4 protein-coding genes and 1 pseudogene are annotated in these 6,057 nt (G+C 57.1%); all 5 read right to left on the bottom strand.

The window, feature by feature from the left end; translation table 11 throughout:
• Positions 1-19: 19 nt before the first annotated feature.
• Positions 20-628 (bottom strand): hypothetical protein, encoded by a 609-nt coding sequence (locus tag NTW95_02265; GenBank protein ID MCX6556244.1) that lies wholly within the window; start codon positions 626-628, stop codon positions 20-22.
• Between the two features lie 252 nt (positions 629-880).
• Positions 881-1,225 carry a hypothetical protein gene (locus NTW95_02260; GenBank protein MCX6556243.1) on the bottom strand — a complete coding sequence of 115 codons (345 nt, stop codon included), beginning with the start codon at positions 1,223-1,225 and terminating at the stop codon, positions 881-883.
• Positions 1,226-1,409: 184 nt separating this feature from the next.
• Positions 1,410-2,683 (bottom strand): annotated as a pseudogene (locus NTW95_02255) (sigma-54 dependent transcriptional regulator).
• A gap of 202 nt (positions 2,684-2,885) precedes the next feature.
• Positions 2,886-3,950, bottom strand: a complete 1,065-nt coding sequence (locus NTW95_02250; GenBank protein MCX6556242.1) for a response regulator — start codon at positions 3,948-3,950, stop codon at positions 2,886-2,888.
• On the bottom strand, positions 3,947-6,007 hold the full coding sequence (locus NTW95_02245) for a PAS domain S-box protein (protein ID MCX6556241.1): 2,061 nt from the start codon (positions 6,005-6,007) through the stop codon (positions 3,947-3,949). Before NTW95_02245 ends, NTW95_02250 begins: the two co-directional genes overlap by 4 nt.
• Positions 6,008-6,057: the final 50 nt, after the last annotated feature.

Genomic DNA, 6,057 nt, shown 5'->3' with positions numbered 1-6,057 from the left:
AGTCCCGGGGCGTCAGGCTTCAGCGTAAAAAATAAAACGCCAAGCCCACACTGGCATAGCTGCGGGAGTCGTCGTTGAGGGCTATGCCGAACTCGGCCAGGAAATCAAGGTCAGCGCTGATGCGATACTCGATCCCGGGCACGAAATGGATCCGGGTGAAGTTGATGTCCGTGTTCTTGACCTTGTCGAAAGCGAGCATGAGGCCGCCGTAGATTTCCAGATTTTTCACCGGTCTGTGGCTGAACAGGAGTGAGGCGTCGATGCCGTTGGTGTCTCCGCCGCCGTCATATTTCGTCATATGTCCGCCCAACGCGACCGAGCCGTTGAAACTCTCCCCCCTAAGGAACCAGAGCTCGATATCGGCTCCGAAGTATTTGAGGCCCTTGAAGAACCCGACCTTGGCCTCGATGTCGACGCTCCGGGTGAGCCCGTAGCCGAACCTTCCGGCCACGCCCCACACCGAGTCGCCGCCGTTTTTGCCGAAAAGCACGGTCGGGAATATGGCCAGCTTGAGGTTGCCCTTGTTGATGGTCTCGGCCGAGTTCATCAGCACGGCCTGTGCGGATACCGGGACGGCAGCGGCAAGAAAGATCGCCGCGATAAGAAAAGTCATGAACTTTTTAGACATGAAACACCTCCATTTTAATGTTCCAATCGTTCCATGATTCTTTAAGCACTTTCCATGCCAATTGCCAGTATATTTCCCGGTTGTCAGGGAAAATTTCCCCCCCCTGTCAGGCCTCCCGTTTGAGATAGATTGGCTGTGAGATTAATTAAAAATCGTCCTGAAAAGAAAGAAATATCTTAATTGACAGGAATTTTATCGGTTTTCAAGACTCGATTTCAACCTATTCCTCGCTATTGTTCCCCAGGGCCGTGATCAGGGAATCCCCGGGGGGCTGCCGCTGGCAATCGGATCTTTGGACGGGCCATGGGGAGCCTGGATCATCTTGGCAACGATCTGGTTCAGATCCTTGAAATCATCCTCGATTGAGCTTAGAAACCGCGGCTTTAATAAATGGGCCAAGCGGATGGTGTCCTTCTGCCGGTCAGGGAGCACCAGGATGATGTAAATCTCGGTCAACATGTCGCTGAAGGCTTGCATTTTAAGCAGTTCTTCCCTGTTGACCGCGGCCAGAACCATGATGGAATTCGGTTCGATAATGCTGCGCAGCCTGTCCCGAAAATCATCCAAGCTGGTGAAATGCTCGATAATTCCTGCCAAGGATGCAGATTGGATCGCCTCTTTAAGCCTTTTTTCATTTTGGTCATTTTTGCTAGCATAAAAAAGGAGTTGCATTTTCGTATTCCTCTCGCAAAGAGCAATGAATTACTCTTCTTTGCAAAAAATATCAATCAAAAATGATGCCAACTTATAAAAAAAAGATGTTTCCGGGGCAAGCTCGAGATCAATCGGGTTTGATGTTGAATGACAACCGGTATTTTTTAAGCAGGGCATATAGGCGCGAGCGGGACAAGCCGGAAATGCGGCAGGCGTCGTCGATACAATGCCGTTGCGCGCCACGTGGATGCGGATGTAGGTCGGCAGGTGGATCGGGTAGAGTATGGGTTCCTCCTTGGCGGCAAGCAAAGCCTTCTCCAGGGCTTGGATCTATTCGCGGACGTTTCCCGGCCATTTGTAATTTTGAAGGGTATTCCAGAATTCCTGGGAGAATCCCTTGGGTTCCAGCCCGAAGCGCTGGCAGAGGGTGCCCATGTAGTGCAATGTCAATTCCTTGAGATCTTCGCGGCACTCGCGCAGCGGCGGCAATTCCAGCACCAGCGAGCGGAGCCGGAAGAGGAGGTCTTCGCGGAATTGCCCCTGCGCGACCATGTTCTCCAGGCTGCGGTTGGTCGCCGCCACCAGCCTGAAATCGCTGTTGATCTCCTGGCTCCCTCCCACCGGGCGGAAGCGGTGCTCCTGGATGACCCGCAGGAAGGTCTTCTGGATCGCCATGGGCAGCTCGCCGATCTCGTCGAGAAACAGGGTCCCCTTGTCGGCCTGCTTGACCAACCCCTCCTGGCTGATATACGCCCCGGTGAAAGAACCGCGCACATGCCCGAAAAGAACGCTCTCGACGAGCGTTTCCGGCAATGCGGTGCAGTCGACGATCACAAAATTGCCCGTCGACCTCCGGCTGTTCATATGAATGGCCTTGGCAAAAAGCTCCTTCCCGGTCCCGCTTTCGCCGGCGATGAGGATATTGACATCGCTTTGCGCCGCCTGGGCGAGAAGCTCAAGGCTTGCCTCGAGCCGCTTGGCGCTGCCGATGATCTCCTTCCTTTCCAGCTTGACCGGGGGTTTGCGGAGCCCTTTCTCGGCTCTGAATTCATGGATGCGGTTGACGTGAAGCCTGATCAGCTCAAGCGAGACCGGCTTTTCGAGGTAATCCCAGGCGCCGTTGGTGATGGCCAGCTCGGCTTCATCGGGATTGCCGAATCCGGTGATGATGATGATTTCCGGGAAAAAGCCGCTGGCCTTTATTTTGGCTATGCTGTCCAGGCCGGAGCCGTCGGGCAACTCGGCCTCGAGGAAAACGATGGCGAACGGCTCGGAGCGGACTTTCTGGAGCCCCTCTGCCAGCGTGCGCGCGATCGACGGGACATGCCCCATCTGGATTACGGCATTGCTGATCCTTTCGCTGCCCACTTTGTCGGAATGAATGATTAATATTTTTTCCATCGGCAATTCATATGCACCGAAAATTATTTTACCAATAATCAATACATTTTTGCAATATTTTTCCACAAGGAAAAGAAATAAATTTTCGATATGGCGAGGTTGTAGAAAGATCCTGTTCGTACGACTATTGCTGGGCCGGAGGAATTTTTAGAAGTTTTTCAAGAAGCAGTTTTCGTATATTTCGGATAGTTTACACCAGGGTCTATAACGTGTATGCCGCAAAGATGTCCCGGAATGCCTGGTGATTTTGCCTGAACATGACGAAGATAACCGGGTCAAACTGTTCCGGCTGATTGCGGCTATTGCCGCCGGTGATGATTTCCATGGCCCGCAGGTGGTCGATGGGGGGCTTGTAGGGCCGCTTGCTTCTGAGGGCATCGTAGATGTCGCAAATATTTACGATGCGCGCCGACAGGGGAATATCCTTGCCGCGTTTGCCCTGCGGATAACCTTCCCCGTCCCAGCGTTCATGGTGATTGAGCGCGATCTCGGCGCCTGTTTTGAGATAGGGTGACATGCTGCTGCCGAGGATCTGCGCGCCCATCGATGTATGCGCCTTCATGATCTCCCACTCATCCGCCGTGAGGCCGCCCGGCTTGAGCAGGATATGGTCGGGAATGCCTATTTTGCCGATATCGTGCATCGGGCTCGTCATAAAGATCTTGTTGATCAACTCTTCATCCAGGCCGAGCATCTGGGCCAGCTCGCGGCTGTAATAACTGATGCGCTTGACGTGAGTGCCGGTGTCTATATCCTTGTGTTCCGCCGCGCGCGTCAGCGTGAAAACGGTTTCCAGGAAGCTTTCCTGAAGCTCGGCGGTCCTTTTGAGCACCAGGTTTTCCAGCACCTTGTTGTACTCGTGCAATTCCTTTTGCAGCAGGCGCACCTCCAGCAGGTTGCGCACGCGCGCCAGCACCTCGGCCAGTTCGAACGGCTTGCTGATGAAATCCTTGGCGCCGGCCTGGAGCGCGCGCAGCTTGTGAGCCGGTTGGGCGGTGATGACCAGCACCGGCAGGTAGCCGTCGGGATCGATTTTCTTGAGCCCCTCCATGACCTGGAATCCGTCCATGCCGGGCATCTGCAGATCGAGCAGGATCAGGTCGTAGCTGTTCGTCAGGTGGAGCCCGAAGACCCCGCCCGCATCCATCGTGGTCGAGATGGAAACATAGCCGGCGCCGCGCAGCATGCGCTCGAGCAGGAGCACGTTGGCTTCCTGATCGTCGACGATCAGGACGTTGCCGTGAAGAATGTCCGCTTGACTGATCATGATGGTCGCTTGGCTTGATTCGCTTTGAGCGGATTGTTTTCTGCATGCGCCAGCGCCATATCCAGCGCCGCCATGAACTCATTGACCTTGTTGGGCTTGATGATGTAGCGGAAGAACCCGGCTTTCAGGCCCCTTTCGATATCACGCGGCATGGCATTGGCGCTGATGGCAATGACCGGGATGTGCGCCGTGGCCGGGTCGGCGCGCAGGATCTCCAGGGCTTCGAAGCCGTTGATGCCGGGCAGGTTGATGTCCATCAGGATCGCATCCGGCTGGGACAGGCGCGCCGTTTCGATGCCAATGTTCCCGTTCACGGCTTTCAGCAGCAGGATGTCGGGGTGGCGCGCGATGATCTGCTCGACCAGCTTCAGGTTGGCCGGGTTATCCTCTACGTAGAGCAGGGTGTGCAGCCCCTCGCGGTGGGTCAGCTGCGGATGCGCCAATGCCGCGGCTTCGCTTACTTCCAGGGAAAGTTGCGGTTCGGCGCAGGCGCTGAGTTCGAACCAGAACTCGCTGCCCGCCCCGACGGTGCTTTCCACGCCGATGACACCCCCCATCAGCTCGACCAGCCGCTTGGCCACCAAGAGACCGATGCCGGTCCCTTCCTCGCCGCCGCCTTCCTGTCCGAGGCGGTTGAACGCCTGGAACAGCTGCCCCAGTTGTTCCGATGACAGCCCCGCGCCGGTGTCCTTGACGCTTACGCGAACGAATCCCGGCGTGGCGCTCTCGGAGCATGCCACCTCGACCGATCCTCCTTTGGAATTGTATTTAATGGCGTTGGAAAGCAGGTTAAGGAGAACCTGCTTCACCCGGATCCGGTCGGCCAGGACGAAACATGGTTTGTCGAAGCGAGGGAAGGTCATGCGGATAGCGCGCTGCAGCGCCTGCGGCTCGATCATGCCCTGGCATTCGAGCATGACATCGGCCAGCGACACCGGCTCCCGCGACAGCGGCACCTGCTTGGACTCGATCTTGGCGAGATCGAGAATTTCGTCGATCAGCTTCAGCAGATGCCATCCCGCTCCGAGGATCTGGGCGATGGCCTCTTTCTGGACGGGCGTCGGCGGCGGGGAATCGGACTCCAGCAGCTGGGCGAACCCGAGGATGGCATTGAGCGGGCTGCGCAGTTCATGGCTCATGCTGGAAAGGAATTCGGATTTGGCTAGGTTGGCCTTTTCGGCCAAGAGTTTGGCATTGGTGAGCTCCGCTTCCACGCTTCGGCGCTCGGTCAGGTCCCGGGTCAGCTTGGCGAAGCCGCGTAAGTTGCCTTGCTGGTCCCGTATGGCCGTAAAGACCACGTTGGCCCAGAAAGCCGAGCCATCCTTGCGCACCCGCCAGCCTTCGTCTTCGAACCGTCCCTTGGCGGACACGACGTCCAGAGCCCGCTGCGGCATGCCGCGATCGATATCTTCGCGCGGATAAAACCGGGAGAAATGCTGGCCGATGATTTCATCGGCAACGTAGCCCTTGATCCGCTGCGCACCGCTGTTCCAGCTGACCACGCACCCGTTTGTATCCAGCATGACGATGGCGTAATCGCTTACACTTTCAACCATCAGGCGGAAACTCTCCTCGGTCCAGCGCAGTTGCTCTTCGACCTGCTTGCGCGCGGTATTGTCGGTGCCGATCAGCAGGTAGCCGATGATGGTGCTTTGCGCGTCGCGCAGCGCCGTGACCGACACGATGGCCGGAAAGCGGCTGCCGTCCTTGCGGATGTAGGTCAATTCGTAAATGTCCTCGATGCCGCGCGAGGCCTTGAATACCAGGGCCTCGAAGCCGGGCGCGATCGGGGTGGCCAGCTCCAGGCTCAGTGCTTTGGCGCGCGCGATCACTTCCTGCGGATCGGAAATATCGGCCGGGGTGATCTTGTTCAGGACCTCGGCGGCCGCGTAGCCCAGCATGCGCTCGGCGCCGACATTGAAAATCGGGAAGACGCCCTTGGCGTCGGTGGCGTTGCTCGAAAAGGTGGCGCTGTTGAATATCGCGCTCTGCAGCGCCCCCGCCTTGACCAGAGCATCTTCCGCCTGCTTGCGCGCGGTATTATCGGTGCCGATCAGCAGGTAGCCGATGATGGCGTTTTGAGCGTCGCGCAGCGCCGTGACCGACA

Source organism: Candidatus Aminicenantes bacterium (assembly GCA_026393795.1).
Lineage (GTDB): Bacteria > Acidobacteriota > Aminicenantia > UBA2199 > UBA2199 > UBA2199.
This window is presented reverse-complemented; position numbering and strand designations above follow the sequence as displayed.

Coding starts and splice junctions, on each gene's coding strand:
- NTW95_02265 (MCX6556244.1), bottom strand. CDS start 628: ATGTCTAAAAAGTTCATGACTTTTCTTATCGCGGCGATCTTTCTTGCC.
- NTW95_02250 (MCX6556242.1), bottom strand. CDS start 3,950: ATGATCAGTCAAGCGGACATTCTTCACGGCAACGTCCTGATCGTCGAC.